This window comes from Kingella kingae ATCC 23330, from assembly GCF_900111845.1.
Taxonomy (GTDB): domain Bacteria; phylum Pseudomonadota; class Gammaproteobacteria; order Burkholderiales; family Neisseriaceae; genus Kingella; species Kingella kingae.
The window spans coordinates 67,176-88,440 of sequence record NZ_FOJK01000009.1 but is presented as its reverse complement, the minus strand read 5'-3'; the positions used below and the strand labels follow the sequence as shown (position 1 = coordinate 88,440).

Genomic DNA, 21,265 nt, shown 5'->3' with positions numbered 1-21,265 from the left:
CAGGCTGCTTTGCGCTGCAATCGGCTGAATCATACCGTTTTATCGGCATCACGACAATGCTTTACGGGCATTCTTGCAGGCGAAAATCTTGCCAAGCAGCCTGCAATTTGTCTATTTGATTATGCGCGGTCAAATCCATTTGCAAAGGCGTGATGCTAATCCAGCCTGCATCGCACGTGGCAAAATCGGTGTCGGCTTGATTATCGCGTACTTCGCCTGCTGGGCCTATCCAATAAATCGATGCGCCGCGTGGGTCGGTGGATTCAATTACGTTTTGTTCGTGGTGGCGCAAACCCAGTCGCGTTACTTTAATGCCACGCAAATCTTGTACCGCTACGGCTGGAATGTTCACGTTCCACAACACGGGCGATGTGGGCGGCTGCTGCATAATGTGCGACAACACGCTCCACACGGCTTTTTCTACCGTTTCGGTAAACAAATCAAAGCGATGTGAATTGAGCGAAAACGCTACGGCTGGAATGCCCATTAAATACGCTTCGGTGGCGGCGGCAACTGTGCCTGAATACACGGTGTCATCGCCCATATTCGCGCCGTGGTTCACGCCCGATAGCACCAAATCTGGTTTAAAATCCGACTGTGCCAAAACGTGCATACCAACGTGAATGCAGTCGGTGGGCGTGCCGTTTACAAATTGAAAGCCGTTGCTGGCGGTGCGGATTCGCAACGGTTTGTCTAGTGTGAGCGAATTGCTTGTGCCACTTTTATCGCGCTCTGGGGCAACTACGCGCACATTGGCAAATTCGCCAGCCAGTCGCGCCAACAGGGCAATGCCTTGTGATAAGTAACCGTCATCATTGGAAATGAGAATATTCATTGCAGGCTGCTTTTTTGTGTGTTGAACATAAGGGTGGCATTGTAGCGGAATATTGGATTTTCTGCGAAACCATTGAATAACTGCAAATCTATTCTCTCCCCTTTGGGTGAAGGTTAGGGAGAGGGAAAGTCGGAGCGATAATCCAACGATTTTGCCCTCTCCCTAACCCTCTCCCACAGCAGAGGGAACTGGGTTGCTGAACATGACATAACCTACGAGCATCATCATGACCCAAAATCTTCCCGTTTACGCATGGAACGCGCCGCCCACTTGGTCGCAGTTACTGCAATTTGAACAACGCAATCCACACGAAAAACATGTGGTTTGGTGCGTGTTGCCTGATTCCGTTCCGCACTACGAATCGACATCGCCCCAAAATGAATACGAAAGCAGCCTGCACTTGGCGATACAAAACGCGCTATCGTGTGCGACCACGCAAGCGGTGCATTGCGTTCCGAATGCTTGGCAGAACACACATTTGTGGTTGATACCGCAGTCCCAAGCAAGCAGCCTTCACGCGCATTTTTCTGTGCCGATTCAATGGCAAACCGAAGCGATTGCGCCTGCGCCCGAAGTCTCGCCAAAAGCATGGCAAACGCCGCCCGCCGCCGATTGTCGCGACCCAAGCAGCCTGCACATTTTGATTATTGGCGCAGGCATTGCAGGCGCGGCAACGGCGTATGAATGCGCGATTCGTGGCGCAAAAGTAACCGTGTTGGAAGCGCAATCGCAAGTGGCGCAGGCAGGCAGCGGCAACCGTCAGGGCTTGTTGTATGCCAAAATTTCGCCCCACGCCACCGAGCAAACCGAATTGCTGTTGTCGGGTTATGGCTACACGCGCCACTTGCTGCGGCGGTTGTTGCCCGAACAAACCACTTGGCAGGCGTGTGGCGTGCTGCATTTGAATCACAACGCCAAAGAAGCCGAACGCAACCGCAAATTGGCGCAACAAACGCAACACGCGCATTTGTATCGTGCTGTATCGGCGCAGCTGGCGAGCGAGTTGGCAGGCATTTGCATTGAGCAGGACGGTTTGTTTTGGCAACAAGGCGCGTGGTTGAATCCTGCATCGTTGGTACAAAAACTGTTGTCGCACCCGAATATTACGTTGCACACCAACCAGCGTTTGATTCAGGCGGACTACGATGGCGCGATGTGGCACGTTCGCAGCAAAACGCACACTTGGCAGGGCAGTCATTTGGTGTTTTGCACAGGTGCAAGCAGCCTGCACACACCGATTGTGCAGACTTTGCCGTTGCAGATTATTCGCGGTCAAACCAGTTTGGTTGCAGCAAACAAAAGCAGCCTGCAACTCAAAATCGCCTTATCGGGCGCGAGTTACATTTCCCCAGCGTGGCAAGGCGAACATTGTTTTGGGGCGACTTTTGCACCAAATTGCGCGGACGACACTTGGCAAAGCGCGGACGAACAGCACAACCGAAATGAATTGGCTCAACTAAATAACACGCTGTATCAATCGTTTAGCACATTATGGAACGAACCAAGCAGCCTGCACGAATCATCGCGCGGTCATGCGGCGTTGCGTTGCGATTGTCATGACCATTTGCCTGCCGTTGGCGCGTTGGGCGATACCGATGCCATGCGCCGCGTCTATGCCCAATACGCGCTGGACAAAAATTACCGCATCAACACACCGTGTCCCTATTTACCGAATGCCTACATCAACACCGCGCACGGTTCGCGTGGCTTGGCAACCGCGCCTTTGTGTGCTGCCGACATCGCCGCGCAAATTATGAACACGCCCAGATTGTTGTCGCTACGATTGCGCCACGCGCTCAATCCAAATCGCTTGATTATTAAAGAATTGGTGCATGGGAAGGTGGGTGCGAAATCGCAATAAAAAGTGCAGGCTGCTTTTCGTGTTACTGAAAAAGCAGCCTGCACTATTCATCACAAAACGATGCCCCCTAAAAACCGAAATTTTTAGGGGGCAGAGCGTTACGAATTTCTTTTCAGAACTTCTTATTGTAGCAACGTTTCTCATTTCGCAATGCAACAATAGCGAGAATCATACAACACAATGATTTCACTGTCAATCTAATCATTTCATGTTACAAAAATATTTTTGTTTACGATTGCCAGAGTAGTCATTTTTCTTTATATTTTGTCCTTGGCAGCGAGGACAAATTAAAGTTATTTCTGTTTTCACACACTCAAATATACTCTGTTTTCGCTGCTTTTTTATTGCTTATTTTTTACAGCACACTTTTCAGGACACCACCAAATATTTTTTAAACAGGGGTAATACATCATGGCTGCAAAATCATTAAATTACATTTTGGGTTTGGATTTGGGGATTGCGTCTTGCGGTTGGGCGGTTGTGGAAATGGACGAACAAGAAAATCCACTTCGTTTGATTGATGTGGGCGTGCGGACGTTTGAAGAAGCCGAAACCCCAAAGACGGTTCATCGTTGGCGGAAACGCGCCGATTGGCTCGCGCTCAACGCCGTTTAATCAGTCGCCGCGCCAATCGCATGAACAAATTGCGCCGTTTGTTGAAACAAGAAAATGTTTTGCAAGCCAATGATTATGATGAAAAAGGTTTAATCATCGGTTTACCCAATCAGGCGTGGGAACTTCGCGCACAAGGTTTGGACAGAAAACTTGAACCCAAAGAATGGGCAGCGGTGTTGATTAATTTGGTTAAACATCGCGGCTATTTGTCGCAGCGCAAAAACGAAAGCCAAACGGCGGATAAAGAATTGGGCGCGTTGCTGTCGGGCATGAATCACAATCATCAATTATTACAATCTCAATCTAATCAATATCGTACGCCAGCAGAATTGGCGATTAAACAATTTGCCACGCAAGACGGACACATTCGCAATCAACGTGGCGCGTACACGCACACATTTAATCGTTTGGATTTGCAAAATGAGTTAAATCAATTATTTGACGCGCAAACACGTTTGGGCAATCCGCACGTTTCAGGCAGCCTGAAAACCGCGATTAATGATTTATTGATGAACCAAAAAGCCGCTTTATCGGGCGATGCGATTCTGGAAATGTTGGGGCGTTGCACGTTTGAACCGAGCGAATACAAAGCCGCAAAAAATACATACAGCGCAGAGCGTTTTGTGTGGCTGGGGAAATTGACGAATTTGCGTATTCAAGACAATGGCTTGGAATCTGCTTTATCGCGTGAACAGCGTGAATTGTTATTGAACGAGCCATACAACAAAACAAAATTGACCTATCAACAAGTTCGTAAATTGTTAAGGCTGCCTGAAACCGCATTTTTCAAAGGTTTGCGTTATGGAAAAGACAATGCCGAATCTGCCACTTTCATGGAAATGAAATCGTATCACGCCATTAGAAAATCTTTGGAAAACAAATCGTTGAAATCAGAATGGGAAAAGCTGAAAACGCAGCCTAAACTATTAGATTTAATCGGTACGGCATTTTCCATTTACAAAACCGATGATGAGATTGCAGGCTGCCTGAAAAATCAATTACCCGAAAATGTGATAATTGCCTTGCAAGAGCAGTTAAATTTCAGCAATTTTATGGAATTGTCGTTAAAAGCGTTGGAAAAATTGTTGCCGTTAATGGAACAAGGTTTGCGCTACGATGAAGCGTGTACGCAAATTTACGGTAATCGTCACGAAAAAATTGCCGATAAAACCGAAAAATTCTTGCCGAATATTCCTGCCGATAAACTGCGAAATCCTGTTGTATTGCGGACGCTCACGCAAGCGCGAAAAGTGATTAACGCGATTATTCGCCGATACGGTTCGCCAGCGCGTGTACATATTGAGACAGGACGAGAAGTCGGTAAATCATTCTCTGACCGCGATAAATTAAAAAAACAACAAGAAGAAAATCAAGAACAACGCCGACGCGCTATTGATGAATGGAAACAGTTTTTCCCCAATGCAGCGCATGAACCCAAAGCGGTGGATATTTTGAAATTGCGCTTATATCAATTACAGCAGGGCAAATGTTTGTATTCAGGTTTGCCAATTGATGTTCGCAGGCTGCCTGAAAAAGGGTATGTGGAAATTGACCACGCGCTGCCATTCTCGCGGACTTGGGACGACAGTTTCAATAATAAAATCTTAGTGTTGGCTTCGGAAAACCAAAACAAAGGCAATCAAACGCCATACGAATATTTACGTGGTGCGGACAACAGCGAGAGTTGGCGGTTATTTGTGGAAAATGTGCAAAATTGCCAGTTTTCGCCCAATAAAAAGCAAAAAATCATGGCAAAACAGCTTGATGAAAAAGGTTTTCTTGAACGCAATTTGAACGACACGCGCTATGTTTCGCGCTTTTTGTGTCAATTTATCAGCGAGCATTTGCATTTAACAGGCAAAGGCAAAAAGCGCGTGTTTGCCAGCAATGGGCAAATTACCGCGTTGTTGCGTGGGCGTTGGGGTTTGAGCAAAAATCGTGAAGAAAATGACCGTCATCATGCGGTAGATGCGGTGGTGGTGGCGTGTAGCACGGTTGCCATGCAGCAAAAAATCACGCAATTTGTACGTTATCAAAAAGGCAATGTGTTCACAGGCGAACGCATTGACAAGGAAACAGGCGAAGTGATTTCAATCCATTTTCCAACGCCTTGGGAACATTTCCGTGAAGAAGTGATGATTCGTGTATTTGATGATAATCCGCTCCGAACGCTGCCTGAAAAATTACCAAACCGCCCCGAAGCCTTGCATGAATACGTTATGCCGTTGTTTGTGTCGCGTATGCCAACGCGAAAAATGACTGGGCAAGGACACAAAGAAACCATTAAATCTGCCAAGCGTTTAGACGAGAAAATCAGCGTTTTGCGCGTGCCATTAACGCAGTTGAAATTGAATGATTTGGAAAACATGGTTAATCGTGAACGTGAACCTGCTTTATACGAAGCCTTGAAAGCGCGTTTGGAACAATTTAAAAATGACCCTGCAAAAGCCTTTGCTGAACCATTCTTCAAACAAGGCGGACAGCAAGTCAAAGCCGTGCGCGTGGAAATCGTACAAAAATCAGGTATGTTGTTACGCAAAATCAATGGTGTGGCGGATAACGGTTCTATGGTGCGCGTTGATGTGTTTGAGAAATCAGGAAAATTTTATCTTGTGCCAATTTATGCGTGGCAAGTGGCAGAAGGCATTTTGCCTAATTATGCCGTAGTGGCACATAAAGATGAAAGCGATTGGATTTTAATGGACGAAAGCTATCATTTTAAATTTGCTTTGTATAAAAATGATTTGCTAGAAGTGCAAACAAAGAAAGGGGGCATTATGGGTTATTTTGCAAGTTTAGACCGTGCAACAGGTGCAATTACCATTCGTGAACATGACCGTGATAAGAAAAAATGTAAAGATGGCGAACATCGAAGCATTGGTGTGAAAATGGCTTCATCATTCAAAAAACTGCAAGTTGATGAATTAGGTAAAAACATTCACGAAACACGTAGCAGAAAACGCCCAAATATTGGCTAAACCCAATCCCCCAAACGATGATTTAAAGTAATATTAAATCATCGTTTGGGGGATTTTTTTCAAGGAGCATCAAAATGAGTTGGCGAAGTTTGTTAATCAGCAAAGGTGGTAAATTATCTTTACACAACAATCAATTATTGATTGCACAACAAGACGGCAGCCACACCGTACCATTAGAAGACATTGCCATAATTGTGGTGGAAAACCGCGAAACCGTTTTGACTGCGCCCTTGCTATCGGCTTTGGCGCAAAATGGGATTGGTTTATTGACGTGTGATGAGCAATTTTTGCCATGCGGTCAATGGTTGCCATTCGCGCAATATCATCGCCCACTCAAAACGCTGAATTTGCAATTAAACGCGACTTTGCCGCAGAAAAAACAGCTTTGGCAAAAAATTGTTCGTCAAAAAATCATCAATCAATCGTTTGTGTTAAATGAAATGGGTGCGGACAAAGCCGCCGAGCGATTGTTGCATTTTGCCGAAAAAGTCAAATCTGGCGACAGCGACAATCAAGAAGCGCAAGCGGCGGCTTATTATTTTCAGGCAGCTTTTGGCGATGAATTCACGCGCCAACAAGAAAACAGCCTGAACGCGCATTTAAATTATGGCTACACCATTTTGCGTTCGGCGGTGGCGCGAGCGTTGGTGCAATATGGTTGGTTGCCAGCGTTGGGATTGCATCATCACAACGAGCAAAATCCGTTTAATTTAGCTGATGATGTTATTGAGCCGTTTCGTCCTTTGGTGGATTTATGGGTGCATACCACCACGCTCTCAGGCAGCCTGCAAGATGAATTAACGCCACACAATAAGCAAAATTTGATTCAATTATTGCATTATCAAATGCGTTGGCGTGGGCAAATTTTCACTACATTGGGCGCGATAGACCGTGCGGTAGCGAGTTTGCAGGCTGCTTTGAAAGAAAAAGATGCACAAAAATTGACGCTGCCTGAATTATTGTCTTTAAAAGAACATAACTATGAGTGAGAACCAATTTATGCGAATCATCGTCTTTTTTGATTTACCCGTAACCAGTCGCGCCAAACGCAAGGCGGCTAATGATTTTCGCCGTTTTTTGGTAAAAGACGGTTACATTCGGTTGCAATTATCGGTTTATACACGGATTGTACGTGGGCGAGATATGTTGGAAAAACACCACAAACGGCTTTGCGCGAATCTACCAAAAGAAGGTTCGGTACGCTGTTTGGAAGTAACGGAAAAGCAATTTGTCGCGATGAAAGTGCTGCTTGGCGATAAACCAACGCAAGAAAAACGGGTGAATGCACAGCAATTTTTGCTGTTTTAGCGTGATTTTTTGAAGTGAAAAAATGCCCGAAACCTTGAATTTATCAGGGTTTCGGGCAGGGGTATTGTAGCATTGCGAAATGAGAAAGGGAACTACACTCTCAAACTCAATTGAATTAAATAAAAAGTGCAGACTGCTTTTCGTGTTACTGAAAAAGCAGCCTGCACTTTATTTACAACGATTTACTTGCCTTCTTCGCTATCCAAGAAGCTCTTCAATTTATCCGAGCGCGTTGGGTGGCGCAATTTACGCAATGCTTTGGCTTCAATCTGACGAATACGCTCGCGCGTTACATCAAACTGCTTGCCCACTTCTTCCAACGTGTGGTCGGTATTCATGTCAATGCCAAAACGCATACGCAGCACTTTGGCTTCACGCGGCGTTAGGCTTTCCAGAATATCGGAAGTTACTTCACGCAAGCTCGAATACATGGCTGCATCGGCTGGCGCAACGTTGTTCACATCTTCAATAAAATCGCCCAAGTGTGAATCATCGTCATCGCCAATCGGCGTTTCCATAGAAATCGGCTCTTTGGCGATTTTCATGATTTTGCGGATTTTGTCTTCGGGCATCTCCATCAATTCCGCCAATTTTGCTGAATCGGGTTCTTCGCCCGTTTCCTGCAAATACTGACGCGAAATGCGGTTCATTTTGTTAATTGTTTCAATCATATGAACAGGGATACGAATTGTGCGGGCTTGGTCAGCAATCGAGCGCGTAATCGCTTGGCGAATCCACCAAGTCGCATAAGTCGAAAACTTATAACCACGACGATATTCAAACTTATCCACCGCTTTCATCAAACCAATATTGCCTTCCTGAATCAAATCCAAGAATTGCAAGCCGCGATTGGTGTATTTTTTGGCGATAGAAATCACCAAACGCAAGTTCGCTTGAATCATTTTTTGCTTGGCGGCAGCGGTTTCTTTTTCGCTTTTCACCATGTTTTTGCTGATGTCTTTTAGCTCGGCAATCGAAATTCGCGCATGGGCTTCCAACGCCGCCATTTCGGTTTGTTTTTCCAAAATTGCGTGTTTGAAACGCCCCAAAGCCTCGCTCCACACGCGGTTTTTGGCGACTTCTTCGTCAATCCATTCCAAATAGGTGGCATTGGGCATAAATTGCTCAATAAAGTATTCTCTGTCCATGCGAACGCGGTCTAGGCAAATATCGCGGATTTCGCGTTCCAGCTTGCGGATTTGTTCTACACGACTACGCAAGTTATCGCTCAATTTTTCGATTTGACGCGTAGAGAAGCGCACTTCCAACAATTTTTGCGCGATATTATTGCGGTGTTCCAAATATTTGGCGTGTTTGCTGTCGTTTTTATCCAGCACACGAATCATCAAGCCGTAGCTTTTTTCGATTTGCTTGAAATGCTCCAACACTTCGGCTTTGAGCTCTTCCAAGTTTTGTTGATTGTCCATGCTGCCTGCATCGCCACTGTCGCTGTCGTCGTCTTCGTCCGACTCGTCGCTGCTGTCATCGCTATCTGTGGCGGCATCGTTATCGCTTTGCAGGCTGCTTTCTAAATGTCCCAAACCCAATTCGTTGAGCAACACTTCGTTGGGGTCGATAATCGCTTCTACCACTTCATCTACGCGGATTTCGTCTTTTTTGATTTGCTCAATCAATTCCAAGATTTCGCCAACCGAACCTGGGCAAGCGGAAATGGCCTGAATCATATTTTTGAGTGCGTTTTCAATCTCTTTGGCGATTTTGATTTCGTCTTCGCGCGTCAAAAGTTCCACTTGACCCATTTCGCGCATATACATACGCACGGGGTCGGTGGTGCGCCCGAATTCGGAATCAGCTTGCGACAAGGCGGCTTCGGCTTCGGCAACCGCGTCATCATCGGTGATACCTGTGCTGTTGTCGTTCATCAGCAAGGCATCGGCATCGGGTGCTTCTTCGGTTACTTGAATGCCAAGGCTTTGAATCATATTGACAATGCCGTCAATTTGTTCGGCATCGGACATATCGTCTGGCAGGGAGTCGTTGATTTCGGCATAGGTGATGTAGCCGCGCTCTTTGCCCAGCATAATCAAACGGCGCAAACGCTCGCGCTGTTCTTCGGGCGTGAGTGGACGTGAGTCGTCCAATGTGTTGTCATCGGTATCGTTGTCTTGAAAATGTTGATTTGACATAAGATTTCTCGTTATTGCGGATAAAGTGCAGGCTGCTTTGAAATGTTAATAGCGCGTTATTCAGAAATACGGTTGGGATTTTTCCCATTCAAAAGCAGCCTGCACTTGGTATTTAACCTGCAATAGCCATGTTTTGGGCTTTCAGGCAAAAAGTAAAACAAAACGGTGTGGCTCGCAATATAAGGGCAAATGTTGAGATTGCAATCCTTATTTGCGGATTTAGGGGCGCGATTATAGCAAAAAAGCAGCCTGCATTTTTATTTATCGCATCACAAGCGCATCACGCCACTCACGCCTTTGACTTCTGCCAGCGATGCCAACACGCACGGCAATTCATCTACTTTTTTCACTTCCAGCGTAAAGCGCATACTGGCTTCCAAGTCGCGCGTTTGTGTATGCACGGCGGTTACGTTCACTTTGTGGCGAGCCAGCGCATCGGACACATCGCGCAATAAGCCGTTGCGGTCTTGGGCGCGGACTTCGATGTCTATCGCGAACATTTGTCCTGCGTCTATGCCTGCCCAGCTTGCTGTCATCACTTTTTCGGGCGATTGCGTTGCCAAGTGTTCAAAATCGGCACAGCCTTGGCGATGAATCGACACGCCTTTGTCGCGCGTTACAAAACCGACAATCAAATCGGGCGGTGCAGGTTTGCAACATTTGGCAAGATTGGTCAGCAAACCGCCTTCGCCGCCCACCAACACGCCATTTTTGCCGCCTGATTGGATTTTGGATTTTTTAACGATGCTGGTTTCGCTAATCGGCACAGGCGGCGGTTCGTTGAGCACACCAGCGGCTTTTTGTATGGCGTGTGGCGACACTTCGCCCTGCCCGACTGCGGTAAACAAATCGTCCAAATGTTTAAAACCGAGCTTTTCACACAACTGTTGATGATTGGGCTTGGGGTTGATTTTGGCAATCGCTTTATCAAACTGATTTTTGCCGTCTTCACGAATAGCTTCGGCGTTTTGTTGGCGGATATACGCGCGGATTTTGCTAATCGCTTTGTTGGATTTGACCCAGCCTTCGTGCAGCCAGTTCACAGACGGAACGCCTTCTTTGGCGGCGATGATTTCTACGCGCTGACCGTTTTCCAATGGCGTGGACAACGGCACGATTTGTCCGTTTACTTTTGCGCCGCGACAACGGTCTCCCAAATTACTGTGCAAGGCGTAGGCAAAATCAATCGGCGTTGCGCCTGCTGGCAACGACAATACTTTGCCGTGCGGTGTTAAAACGTAAATGGTGTCGTTGAACAATTCGGTTTTGAACGCGGCGGCTAAATCTTCTTTGCCGCTTTCTGCCATGTTTTCGCGCCAATCTAGCAACTGACGCAGCCACGCGATTTTTTGTTCGTATGCCGAATCGCCTTTGCCGCCTTCTTTGTATCGCCAGTGCGCTGCCACGCCAAATTCGTTGAATTCGTGCATTTCGTGGGTGCGGATTTGTACTTCAATGCCTTTGTCTTCTGGTCCGACAATCACAGTGTGCAGACTTTTGTAGCCGTTGCCTTTGGGGTTGGCGATGTAATCATCAAATTCGCCTGGGATTGGCTGCCACAGGCTATGCACAATGCCGAGCGTGGTGTAGCACTCCGACACGCTGTTTACCAACACGCGCACGGCACGAATGTCGTACAAGCCGTCAAAATCCAGCTTTTTCTTGACCATTTTTTTGTAGATGGAATAAATGTGCTTGGGGCGGCCTGCCACATCGCATTGAATGCCTGCTTGGTTTACGGCGGTTTGCAGGCTGCTTAAAAATTGTTCGATGTATTCCAAACGCTCGGTGCGTTTTTCGTCCAACAATTTGGCGATGCGTTTGTATTCTTCGGGGTTGTAGTGGCGAAAACCCAAGTCTTCGAGCTGCCATTTGAGTTGCCATACGCCCAAACGGTTGGCAAGCGGCGCAAAAATATCCAGCGTTTCTTTGGCAAGGACGCGTTTTTGTGGGCTGTCGGGCGTTTGCGATAAATATTGCATAGAGCGTGTTCGCAACGCCAATTTAATCAGCACCACGCGAATATCGGACACCATGGCAAGCAACATTTTCCGCATCGTTTCGGCTTGATTGGCGCGTTCTTCGGGCGTGGCAAGTGCATCTACTTTGGCAAAATGCGTCAGTTTTTGTACTTCGTCTATGCCTGCTACTAGCGTGGCAACGGCTTGTCCGCATTGCTCGCTCACTTGCGTTTTCCAATCGGTGCAATAAGTGGAAATATCGGTTAAAAGCGTGGCAGCAACGGCTTCGGCAAGCAAATCCATATCGCGCACCATCAAAGCAGCCTGCAATAAATGTTGCAACAAAGGTTCGTGCGCCGATGTGGTTACGGCATCGTCTGGATAATGGGTTTGCGCCAATTTTAAAGCAGCCTGCAATAGTTTTTGTTCGGGTGCAGGCTGGTTGTTGGCATAGTCCAAATAATCTTGCAAATGGGCTGGGTTCATTTTGGCTTCCTTTTTTATGCAACAACGAGAACGGTAAAGTTTGCGATTATACAAAGTATTGTTTTATTTTGTGCTACAAAAGTCCACACAGCCAACAAAAATAGTTAAAATCCAAATATGTGGATATTTAACATTTCTTGGCATTAACTTAACAATCCAAGATTGGGCTGTCCACCTTAATTGATGACTTGATACACTAGGAGTAACAACTATGCGTTTGACACATTCTGCACTCGCACTTGCATTGGCTTTTTCTTTTGGCAACTTTGCTCACGCCAACACGCTGGCATGTAGCAACAGTTATGGTTTTCGCGTTGATGTGTCGGGCAATACTGGCGCAACAGTCTGCTCCAATACTTCTAGCGATTTGATTGATTTGGTTAAAGATTTCTCTCTATCCAATAGCGGCTACACGCAATCTTCTGCTGCCTTTGCCGTTGGACGAATTAACGATGTGGACTTTACCGCGTCGTATGCCGCCAATTCGAACGATTTGGTTTTTAATGCACCAGACTTGGGCATTGAAAACAAAGTGTTCACTGGTGCAACCCGTAAAAAAGCCCAAGATGCTTTTGAAGATTGGGTCAAACACAGTGGCATTATTGGCGACATGATGCGCTACCAATCTAAACATTCTGCCGCCAGCCCCATCACAGGTGCAGCAGGGATTATGCCCACTATGGCAGCCACCGATTTCAATACTGAAATTCAATCGGTTAGCAATATTGCCACCACGCCGTCTAGCAGCACAGACAACAAAGAAAGCACCACCAATGCCGATGCCACTCCTATCAACAATCTCATCGGAACAGGTGTGAGCATTGGTTCGTTCTCCAACAATGGCGAGCGCATCAATTCTTATACCCTGCCGTTGTCGTATTCGATTGGAACGGGCGACGATTCGCGTCAGCAGCTTATTATTAGCGTGCCTTTAACCATGTACACCATTGGTAAAGCGAAAGGTTATCATGCGGGTGTTGGTATCGCACATCGCTTCCCCATTACCCAAAATTGGACGCTGACACCTGGTGTTCGTTATGCCCTAACAGGCTCAGTTGACCGCGCAACGATTGCATCGGTAACCAGTGCCAGCCTAACCAGTACCTATCATATTCCTTTTGAGCAGTTTGATTTGAATATCGCCAATATGATTGGCCACTACCGCACAGGCAAATTCAAAGCAGGCGATTATTCATTTGACCCAAATATCAAACAAACGATGTTACGCAATGGTGTGATGCTATCCCAACCGATTACGCTGGGAAGCCAACAATTAGCCATTGAATATTCATTGATTGACACGCGCTATATTGGCGGACAAAAACCGTTTATGCGCGATATGCAAGAATTTGGCGTGACATTAGGCACGCATCGCAACAACAATAGCCACCAATCGTTTTTACGCGCAGGCGTTAGCTATGTTCGCGCCAAAGACAATAATGGCTTTACGTTCAACTTTGGCTATTGGTTTTAATATAGCTTAACCATTTCAAATCACCAATATAGTGAATTCAATTCAACCGAATAATCAACAAGCCACAGTATGCCTAAATCACACAAAAGAGCATTGTGCCTTGAATTGAATTCACTATCTATTTTCACGCTATAATCCTACCCTTTCCAATCAACCAAACGGAACAATCATGAGTCGCATCGCACAAACTTTTGCTCAACTGGGCAAGCGCAAAGCCCTGATTCCCTACATCACCGTGGGCGACCCCAATCTTGCCACCACTGTTCAACTGATGCACAGCATGGCGCAAGCTGGCGCAAGCATTTTGGAATTGGGTGTACCGTTTTCCGACCCCATGGCAGATGGCCCAACCATTCAACGCGCCGTAGAACGCGCTCTTGCCAACCACGTTTCGCTGCACGATGTTTTGAACGTGGTGCGCGAATTTCGTCAAAGCAACCAACACACGCCTGTGGTGTTGATGGGCTACTTAAATCCCATTCACAAAATGGGTTACGAAGCCTTTGCCCAAGCCGCTGCCGAAGCTGGCGTGGACGGTGTGCTAACCGTAGATAGCCCGATTGAACACATCGCGCCCTTGCAAGAAGCCTTAAAATCGCGTGGCGTGGACTGCATTTTCCTGATTGCACCCACCACCACCGAAGCGCGTATGCAAGAAATCGCCAAACGTGCCAGCGGTTTTGTGTACTATGTTTCGCTCAAAGGCGTAACGGGTTCAGCGCAGCTAGACACGCAAGCCGTTGCTGACAAAATCGCGGTATTGCGCCAACACATTCACATTCCGATTGGCGTGGGCTTTGGTATTCACGATGCCAACAGCGCGGCGCAAATCGCCCAAGTTGCCGATGCGGTTATTGTGGGCAGTTGCATTGTCAAACAAATTGAAGAACACGGCAGCAACGCACCGCAAGCCGTGGGCGATTTGGTGCGCGAATTGGTTGCCGCGATTTAAATCATGCCAACTCAATACGCTCCCTTTTCGGTTTTGATGTCGCTATACGAACGCGAGCAGCCTGCATTTTTAAACCAATGTTTAAGCAGCCTGCACACGCAAACTTGCCTTGCCGATGAAATTGTCATTGTGTTAGACGGCAACATTACGCCCCAATTGCAGGCTGCTTTGGACGATTGGGCAACGCGATTGCCTTTGCGCGTATTGCCTTTGTCGCACAATGTGGGCTTGGGCAAAGCACTCAATCACGGCTTGGCACATTGTCAGCACGATTGGGTGTTTCGCATGGACACAGACGACATTGCCGCGCCGCATCGCTTTGAGCGACAACTGGCGTATTTAGCCACGCACCCCAATGTGGCGTTACTGGGCGCACAAATCGCCGAGTTCACGCAATCGCCCGAACAAGCACACGGCAATCGCCGCGTTCCCGAATCCCATCAACAGATTCAACAATTCGCACAAAAACGCAATCCATTCAACCACATGACTATTGCCTATCGCAAAAGCGCGGTGCAGCAAGCAGGCGGTTATCAACATCATTGGTTTATGGAAGACTACAATTTGTGGCTGCGAATGCTGGCGCAAAATGTGCAGGCTGCTAATTTGCCCGATGTGCTGGTTTACGCGCGAACAGGCACAAATATGGTGCAACGCCGCCGCGGTTGGCAATACGTCCAAAGCGAATGGCAGTTATATCAACTCAAACGCCAATTGCGCTTGCAAGCCCCGCTCGCCGCCGTATTTTGCCTGCTGCAACGCACCTTGCCGCGCCTGCTCCCCACTTTTTTATTGCAACACCTTTACACTTGGCTACGCCGAACATGAAACCCACGCCTTCTCTTTTTATTCGCTTGCTCACAGGCATTGTATTAGCCGCCATCACCACAGAATTGTATTTATTTTTCAAAGACATCAATCCGCTCAACAGCAAAGTCATCAACAGCAATTTGATTAGCCTGCTTGCCTACACGCTTGCCGCTATTTCCATCAATAAACTGCTGTATTTCCCTGGCAAACAAAGCTGGCTGCACATTTTGCCCGCCGTTGGCTTGTCATACAGCAGCGTGTTTGGCATGAGTGCCGTGTTTTTTGTTACCTTTTCCAACAGCTTTGTCATCACCAACGGCATTTTGGCGACCGCGTTTTTTGTGGGCGACTTCATTCGCCGCAACCGCCACATTCCACACATTGCCTATATTCCAATCGGACGCGCCAGCCAAGCCCAGCAAATCCCCCATGTAAACTGGATAGAACTGCAACAACCCGTTTTGCCACAAAGCAGCCTGCAATCCGTTGTTGCCGATTTACACAGCCCCGATTTAACCCCCGAATGGCAAAAATTTTTAGCAGCCTGCACCCTGCGCGGCATACCCGTGTACAACATTCGCCAAATCCAAGAATCGCTCACAGGGCGCGTGCAAATTCATCACATGTATGAAAACGACTTGGGCTCACTGTTGCCATCGCCAGCCTATATGCTAGTCAAACGCCTGCTCGACATCGTATGCGTATTGTGCGCCCTACCCTTTGCCCTGCCACTCATGCTGCTGACCGCAATCGCCATTCGCTTGGAAAGTTCGGGCAGCGTTTTGTTTACCCAAAACCGCGTAGGACAAGGCGGACGCGAATTTCGTATCTACAAATTCCGCAGCATGAGCCAAGATTCCGAAAAAGACGGCGCAAAACTAGCGCAAGTGGGCGACAGCCGCATTACCCAAGTCGGACACTTTATCCGCAAAACACGATTAGACGAATTGCCCCAATTTTTCAATATCTTAAAAGGAGACATGAGCCTAATCGGGCCGCGCCCCGAGCAAAAAGTCTTTGTAGAACAATTTGAACAAAGCATCGCGTTTTACAACTATCGCCACATCGTCAAACCAGGTTTATCGGGCTGGGCGCAAGTAACACAAGGCTACGCAGGCAACGAAGACGAAACCCGCGTCAAAATTGAACACGATTTTTACTACATCAAACATTTTTCGCTGTCGTTAGACCTGCTAATTGTGTTCAAAACCATCAAAATTATTCTGACAGGCTTTGGCGCACGATAACTTTTTCACCATACAAAACAAAAGATAATGTAATTTATCGTCTTTTCTTGCAAAGAAATGTTTGACGAATACCGAGCCAATCTGTATAGTTCGGCTCTTCGGTAGTTCACAGCTACCAGCAAACAGTCGGGGCGTAGCGCAGCCCGGTTAGCGCATCTGCTTTGGGAGCAGAGGGTCGTGAGTTCGAATCCCACCGCCCCGACCACTTATTCTTACTTTGATACGTTCCAGATAATGCGCCCGTAGCTCAACTGGATAGAGCACCGACCTTCTAAGTCGGGGGTTACGGGTTCGATTCCTGTCGGGCGTGCCAAATGACTCAACATTTTTGTTTTTGTGGTGGCTGTAGCTCAGTTGGTTAGAGCATCGGATTGTGATTCCGAGGGTCGTGGGTTCGAGTCCCATCTGCCACCCCACTAGTTAAATATCTATACCGCACTAGCAGTTGTTAGTGCGGTATTTTTGCATTCAGGAAAATCAATGGCGATTTCGGTTTTGATTATTGGCATGGGCTTTGTGGGTCGTGCGTTGGCAGAATCTTTGTATCAACAAAATATTGCGGTTGGTGCAATCAAACGGCATCTGACTTCTGATGATGTGAATTTGCCGATTGCTTTGGACGCAGCGGATTTGAATCGCCCTGTTTGGCAAGCGCATTGGGCAAACTACACGACTTGGGTGCTGTTGTTGCCACCGTCTGCGATGGCGGATTATGCGGCAACGGTGGCTTGGTGGGTGCAGCGAGGTCAGCGTGTTGGCGTGCAACATTGGATTTATGGCAGCAGCGTGGGCGTGTTTGGCGCGACACAAGGTGTGTGCGATGAGCGAACTGTGCCAACCCCTAGCACGGAATCGGGCAAAAAAGTGCAGGCTGCCGAGCAGTTACTGTTGAACAGCGGTGCGACAAACGTGGATATTGTGCGTTTGGGCGGCTTGTATACGGCGGAGCGACATCCTTTGTATTCGCTGTTGCGGCGCGAAATGCCGTTATCGGGCGGTAATGCGGTTGCCAATATGATTCATCGCGATGCGGCGGTGGCAAAATTGGTGCAGGCTGCTTTGTCGTCCAACGGTTGCCGTATTGTGCATGCCGTAGAGCAGCCTGCATTGTGTAAACGTGATTTTTATGCGCGTGAAGCGAAAAAACTGGGGCAGCCTGCACCTGTTTGGCTGGATAATGCGCCTGCGTCTGCCAAGCAAATTATTTCAACCACATAAAACATAAAAAGAAGTGGCATCATGGATTGGTGGCAAATTTTTTGGCATTGCGTGATTTGGGTGGTCGGCGTGGTGGTGTGCGTCGGTTTGTGGCTGGTTGTCATGATTCCGATTATGTTGATTACGGCGTTGGTTGGCTTGATTTATGGCAGCATTTGGCTGTTTTTGCCGTTTTTACCGCCATTTTGGGCAACCCTAGCGAGCAGCGGTAGCAGCAGCAAGAAAAAGGGCTTTGACTGGGCGATAAAACCGAAGCCGATAGACACCGCGATTTGGTAGAACACATTCGCATTCAACAAATGAACGAAGACCGACACAGGCGATAAACCCCATGAAGCAACCGATTTTAACCGCGTGGCATTGCGACACGCTCAACCAACCGTTTTACCAATTTGCGCAGATGAAGCAATTTGCGCCCGATTCCATTGAAACCGTCAAAGCGCACTATCGCGTGGCTTGGACGGATTGGAAACAGTTTGTGCAACAAGTGCAGGCTGCTTTGCAAGCATCTGGCTTGCCGATTGGCGCAACGCACATTGAACGCTGGTGCAATGGTTGGCAAGTTCGCGCTCATTTGTTTGCGTTTTTCAAATTGGCAGGGCATGAACACGATGCGCCGATTTTGTCGCTGATACTCAATCGCCAAAACTTGATTGTGAGCTTGGATTGGCATGCCTATCGCGCAGCAAAATCCAACAGCACCGTTGGGCAATATCACGGCTATTTGGCGCAACTAGCACACGCAAATTGGCACGATTGGCACATTTGGCGCGGCAAAGACAGCGAATACGCCACGCACCCGTTGGTGGGCGAAAAGCAGCCTGCACATTATTCGTGGCGCGAAGGCGATGATTTTTATCGCATTGGCAAAACCTTGTCGCGCGACGAATTGGCACAGCACGATTGCGTGGCGTGGACGGCGCAACATTTACAGCAACTTGCCCAGCTTTACGCGCGGTGTTTTGATTAGAACGCGCTAAATCGCTACAATACGCGCTATTTTTTTATCAACTTAAAAACTTTGTCAATCTTATCTATTCGTCATTCCTGCGTAGGCAGGAATCCAACGTGATATTTAAGTATAGTGGATTAAATTTAGATTAGGACAAGGCGACAACGACCGCCGTGTACATCTAGTACATAAGGGAGTTGGCAACACTGTACTAATTTAAATTTAATTCACTATAACAGAAAATAAATCCAATAACTGAATAAGTTAAATGGATTCTCGCCTACGCGAGAATGACGGCAATTTCAGATTGTACGAAGATTTCAACCAAAAAAGGCAGCCTGCACATGGTTTCACTAGAAACTTGGATTGGATTGCGCTATCTACGCGCCAAAAAGCGCAGCGGATTCATGTCGTTTATTTCCGTTATGTCGATTGTTGGCATCGCATTGGGCGTGATTGCCCTGATTGTGGTGCTGTCGGTCGTGAACGGCTTTCAAAAAGAAATTCGTGGGCAACTGCTCAACATCGCGCCACACGCCGAAGTCGGACACATCGTGACAGGCAAAAACGCCACACAAACTTGGCAATCGCTGCAACAAAAATTTGCAGGCAAGCCACAAGTATTGGCAACCGCGCCCTATGTAGCAGGGCAAGGCTTAATCGCCAATTCGGGCGAAGTGCGCGGCATACAGCTACGCGGTATCTTGCCCGAACAAGAAAAAAGCGTAGTAGATTTTGCCAACAAAATGAGCGCAGGCAGTTTTGAGGACTTAAAAGCGGACGAATTCAGCATTATTTTGGGTTCTGGTTTGGCACAAATTTTGGGCGCGGAAGTGGGCGGCAAAGTAACCGTTATCACGCCCGAAGGCAATGTTACCCCAGCAGGCGTTGTGCCACGTTTGAAGCAATTTAGCGTGGTGGGCATTGTCAAAACAGGCGTGGACGAAGCCGACAACAGCATGGCTTTGATTCATTTGGCAGACGCGCAAAAACTGTATCGCCTAGACGATGCGATGATTGGTCTGCGCCTAAAATTAGCCGACCCGCAAAATGCGCCAGCAGTTATGCAAACTTTGTTGCCCGAAAGCGAACGCACAAACTTGTGGACACAAAACTGGACGGACAACAATCGCAGCTATTTCAACGCCGTAGAAATGGAAAAACGCATGCTCACGTTGCTGCTGACTTGCATTATTGTGGTAGCAGTGTTCAATTTGGTGTCGTCTTTGGTGATGGCGGTAAACGAAAAGCAATCCGACATCGCCATTTTGCGAACTTTGGGCTTGTCGCCACGCGGTGTGATGAAGATTTTTGTGGTGCAAGGCATGGTATCAGGCGTATTGGGAACGCTCACAGGTTTGGTGCTGGGCTTGCTGTTAGCATGGAAAATCGGCGCAATCATCGCGCAAATTGAACAATGGTTTGGCGTACAATTTGTGTCGTCCCAAGTGTATTTTATTAACTATTTGCCCAGCGACATTCAAACCAGCGATGTGATTGGCGTGGTGTCTATTTCGTTGATTTTGTCTTTATTGGCAACTCTTTATCCAAGTTGGAGCGCGTCTCGCACCCAACCTGCGGAGGCTTTGCGTTATGAATAATAGTGTGATTGATTGCCAACAAGTCGCCAAAACTTATCAAGATGGCAGCCTGCACGTTGAAGTGTTGCGCGATTTGACTTTGCAAATTCAAGCAGGCGAAAGCGTCAGCATTATTGGCGCATCGGGCAGCGGCAAATCCACGTTGCTGCACATTTTGGGCGGATTGGACAAGCCAACATCGGGCAAAATCTCGCTAATGGGGCAAGATTTGTCTGCGCTCAACCAAACGCAACTGGGCAGCCTGCGTAATCAATATTTGGGATTTGTGTACCAATTTCATCATTTGTTGGCAGAATTTAGCGCGTTGGAAAACGTGATGATGCCGTTGTTAATAGGCAAAATGAAACGCGATGAAGCCGAAGTGCAGGCTGCTTTGATGTTGGAAAAAGTCGGTTTGGGGCAACGCATGATGCACCGCCCAGCCGAATTATCGGGCGGAGAACGCCAACGTGCCGCGATTGCGCGTGCTTTGGTGAAACGTCCGCAATGTTTGTTGGCAGACGAACCGACTGGCAATTTAGACCGAAATAACGCGCGTCATGTGTTGGAGATGATATTGGAATTACAGGCAGAATTGAACACCGCTTTGGTGGTGGTCACGCACGATGATGAATTGGCAACGCGCTTTAATCGCACGCTTACCATGCAAGATGGTCGACTTGTGCCGTTTGGCGCGTGATGAGATTGACTTCACAGCCGTAGGTATCTACACAAATTTATTGTGAATTTTTGAATAGCCTGCCATTTAATCCCCTTCCCCAAAGGAGAGGGAACGGATTAGCAGTTATTCAACCGTTGCTGTCATTTTGAACGATTGTAT

At 47.5% G+C, this 21,265-nt stretch carries 14 protein-coding genes, 3 tRNA genes and 2 pseudogenes; 16 read left to right on the top strand and 3 right to left on the bottom strand.

Translation table 11 applies throughout. The features are described 5' to 3' along the window. Positions 1-61: 61 nt before the first annotated feature. Positions 62-835, bottom strand: coding sequence for a 5'/3'-nucleotidase SurE (surE, locus tag BQ5809_RS03560; RefSeq protein WP_003785250.1), 774 nt, complete (start codon positions 833-835; stop codon positions 62-64). A 226-nt stretch (positions 836-1,061) separates the two neighbouring features. On the opposite strand from surE, the gene mnmC1 reads away from it, so the two are divergent. From mnmC1 to cas2, 4 genes and pseudogenes are all read left to right on the top strand, one after another. Then, positions 1,062-2,696, top strand: coding sequence for an FAD-dependent 5-carboxymethylaminomethyl-2-thiouridine(34) oxidoreductase MnmC1 (gene mnmC1 / locus BQ5809_RS03555; protein WP_003785248.1), 1,635 nt, complete (start codon positions 1,062-1,064; stop codon positions 2,694-2,696). A gap of 411 nt (positions 2,697-3,107) precedes the next feature. Next, positions 3,108-6,289: pseudogene (cas9, locus tag BQ5809_RS03550) on the top strand (type II CRISPR RNA-guided endonuclease Cas9). A 74-nt stretch (positions 6,290-6,363) separates the two neighbouring features. Continuing rightward, positions 6,364-7,278, top strand: a complete 915-nt coding sequence (cas1, locus tag BQ5809_RS03545; RefSeq protein WP_003785243.1) for a type II CRISPR-associated endonuclease Cas1 — start codon at positions 6,364-6,366, stop codon at positions 7,276-7,278. Then, complete coding sequence (cas2, locus tag BQ5809_RS03540) at positions 7,271-7,597, top strand: CRISPR-associated endonuclease Cas2 (protein WP_003785240.1); 327 nt, start codon at positions 7,271-7,273, stop codon at positions 7,595-7,597. The genes cas1 and cas2 overlap by 8 nt, the downstream gene beginning before the upstream one ends. 182 nt (positions 7,598-7,779) lie before the next feature. Here the strand turns inward: cas2 and rpoD are convergent, their stop codons facing one another. Together rpoD and BQ5809_RS03530 are read right to left on the bottom strand one after the other, a co-directional pair. After that, on the bottom strand, positions 7,780-9,744 hold the full coding sequence (gene rpoD / locus BQ5809_RS03535; protein WP_003785239.1) for an RNA polymerase sigma factor RpoD: 1,965 nt from the start codon (positions 9,742-9,744) through the stop codon (positions 7,780-7,782). Positions 9,745-10,013: 269 nt separating this feature from the next. Then, positions 10,014-12,113 (bottom strand): annotated as a pseudogene (locus BQ5809_RS03530) (RelA/SpoT family protein); the annotation flags it as partial. Positions 12,114-12,402: 289 nt separating this feature from the next. Between BQ5809_RS03530 and BQ5809_RS03525 the strand changes: the two are divergent. The 12 genes from BQ5809_RS03525 (at position 12,403) to lolD (ending at position 21,124) form a co-directional block, all read left to right on the top strand. After that, positions 12,403-13,665: a hypothetical protein gene (locus tag BQ5809_RS03525; RefSeq protein WP_003785236.1), complete on the top strand. Its 1,263-nt coding sequence runs from the start codon at positions 12,403-12,405 to the stop codon at positions 13,663-13,665. Between the two features lie 169 nt (positions 13,666-13,834). Then, positions 13,835-14,617 carry a tryptophan synthase subunit alpha gene (gene trpA, locus BQ5809_RS03520; RefSeq protein WP_003785234.1) on the top strand — a complete coding sequence of 261 codons (783 nt, stop codon included), beginning with the start codon at positions 13,835-13,837 and terminating at the stop codon, positions 14,615-14,617. A 3-nt stretch (positions 14,618-14,620) separates the two neighbouring features. After that, a complete protein-coding gene (locus BQ5809_RS03515) occupies positions 14,621-15,445 on the top strand; it encodes a glycosyltransferase family 2 protein (RefSeq protein ID WP_003785232.1) in 825 nt (274 codons plus the stop codon). After that, positions 15,442-16,674, top strand: coding sequence for a sugar transferase (locus tag BQ5809_RS03510; protein ID WP_003785230.1), 1,233 nt, complete (start codon positions 15,442-15,444; stop codon positions 16,672-16,674). Before BQ5809_RS03515 ends, BQ5809_RS03510 begins: the two co-directional genes overlap by 4 nt. A 127-nt stretch (positions 16,675-16,801) precedes the next feature. Next, positions 16,802-16,879 (top strand) — tRNA-Pro (locus BQ5809_RS03505). Positions 16,880-16,910: 31 nt separating this feature from the next. Continuing rightward, positions 16,911-16,987, top strand: a tRNA-Arg gene (locus BQ5809_RS03500). A gap of 26 nt (positions 16,988-17,013) precedes the next feature. Beyond that, positions 17,014-17,090: transfer RNA gene (locus BQ5809_RS03495), tRNA-His, on the top strand. Positions 17,091-17,154: 64 nt separating this feature from the next. Then, positions 17,155-17,892, top strand: coding sequence for a Rossmann-fold NAD(P)-binding domain-containing protein (locus BQ5809_RS03490; RefSeq protein ID WP_003785229.1), 738 nt, complete (start codon positions 17,155-17,157; stop codon positions 17,890-17,892). Between the two features lie 21 nt (positions 17,893-17,913). After that, the gene (locus tag BQ5809_RS03485) at positions 17,914-18,171 is read left to right on the top strand and encodes a hypothetical protein (RefSeq protein ID WP_003785228.1); all 258 of its coding nucleotides are present in this window, start codon (positions 17,914-17,916) and stop codon (positions 18,169-18,171) included. Positions 18,172-18,223: 52 nt separating this feature from the next. After that, positions 18,224-18,862 carry an HI_0552 family protein gene (locus BQ5809_RS03480; RefSeq protein WP_003785227.1) on the top strand — a complete coding sequence of 213 codons (639 nt, stop codon included), beginning with the start codon at positions 18,224-18,226 and terminating at the stop codon, positions 18,860-18,862. Between the two features lie 326 nt (positions 18,863-19,188). Continuing rightward, positions 19,189-20,445 (top strand): lipoprotein-releasing ABC transporter permease subunit, encoded by a 1,257-nt coding sequence (locus tag BQ5809_RS03475; RefSeq protein ID WP_032827580.1) that lies wholly within the window; start codon positions 19,189-19,191, stop codon positions 20,443-20,445. After that, complete coding sequence (gene lolD, locus BQ5809_RS03470) at positions 20,438-21,124, top strand: lipoprotein-releasing ABC transporter ATP-binding protein LolD (RefSeq protein ID WP_003785225.1); 687 nt, start codon at positions 20,438-20,440, stop codon at positions 21,122-21,124. The genes BQ5809_RS03475 and lolD overlap by 8 nt, the downstream gene beginning before the upstream one ends. Positions 21,125-21,265 lie beyond the last annotated feature (141 nt).